The sequence below is a fragment of the Vreelandella vilamensis genome (genome assembly GCF_031451755.1).
Lineage (GTDB): Bacteria > Pseudomonadota > Gammaproteobacteria > Pseudomonadales > Halomonadaceae > Vreelandella > Vreelandella vilamensis.
Window position 1 is genome coordinate 1 of the sequence record NZ_JARWAN010000061.1, and the last position, 1,044, is coordinate 1,044.

2 tRNA genes and 1 rRNA gene are annotated in these 1,044 nt (G+C 50.9%); all 3 read right to left on the reverse strand.

Annotated elements, in window-relative coordinates:
* A 23S ribosomal RNA gene (locus tag QC823_RS16125) occupies window positions 1–427 on the reverse strand; the annotation flags it as partial.
* Between the two features lie 230 nt (window positions 428–657).
* A tRNA-Ala gene (locus tag QC823_RS16130) sits at window positions 658–733 on the reverse strand.
* Between the two features lie 107 nt (window positions 734–840).
* Window positions 841–917: transfer RNA gene (locus QC823_RS16135), tRNA-Ile, on the reverse strand.
* Window positions 918–1,044 lie beyond the last annotated feature (127 nt).

Genomic DNA, 1,044 nt, shown 5'->3' on the forward strand with positions numbered 1-1,044 from the left:
AGGAGTATTTAGCCTTGGAGGATGGTCCCCCCGTCTTCAGTCAAGGTTTCTCGTGCCCCGACCTACTCGATTTCACGTGATCAGATTTTCGGCTACGGGGCTATCACCCGCTACGGCCGTGCTTCCCAGCACGTTCGCCTAATCCGTCACACGCTTAAGGGCTGGTCCCCGTTCGCTCGCCGCTACTAGGGGAATCTCGGTTGATTTCTTTTCCTCAGGGTACTTAGATGTTTCAGTTCCCCTGGTTCGCCTCTTACGCCTATAGATTCAGCGCAAGATACTCACCTGATGGTGAGTGGGTTTCCCCATTCAGAAATGCCCGGGTCACAGGTTGTTTGCCACCTCGCCGAGCCTTATCGCAGGCTTCCACGTCTTTCATCGCCTCTGGCTGCCTAGGCATCCACCGTGTGCGCTTCATTGCTTGACCCTATAACCCGAAGGAGTCTGGATCGCGCAATGATCACGATTGCCGGATACGCTTGAGACGTATCACAAAACAATTTACGTAGAAACGTTATCAACAACGTTTCTGTCAGCATGATATATCTTGTTAAAGAGCGACTGTTCGATGAACAGTGATAAGGCAACGCACTAGTTGCGTTATGACTTATCAATGATCACAAAACATCAACAAACGGTTGGTAACGTACAACATAATGGTGGAGCCAAGCGGGATCGAACCGCTGACCTCCTGCGTGCAAGGCAGGCGCTCTCCCAGCTGAGCTATGGCCCCATATGTCGAACACTTACCTCTGGGCAATTTTATTCAATGCAAAGCATTTTATGGCAACACATAGCCGACCATGCAAGACGCAAAATAACGCAGTGATGAATAAAATTTGGTGGGTCTGGGCAGACTTGAACTGCCGACCTCACCCTTATCAGGGGTGCGCTCTAACCAACTGAGCTACAGACCCAAGAGGGATTGTGCTTAAACCGTTTGCTCTATTACGTGATCAGGTAATTCATTGTGAGCGCTTACCGCGAGGGGGATGCATCGTTTAAGGAGGTGATCCAGCCGCAGGTTCCCCTACGGCTACCTTG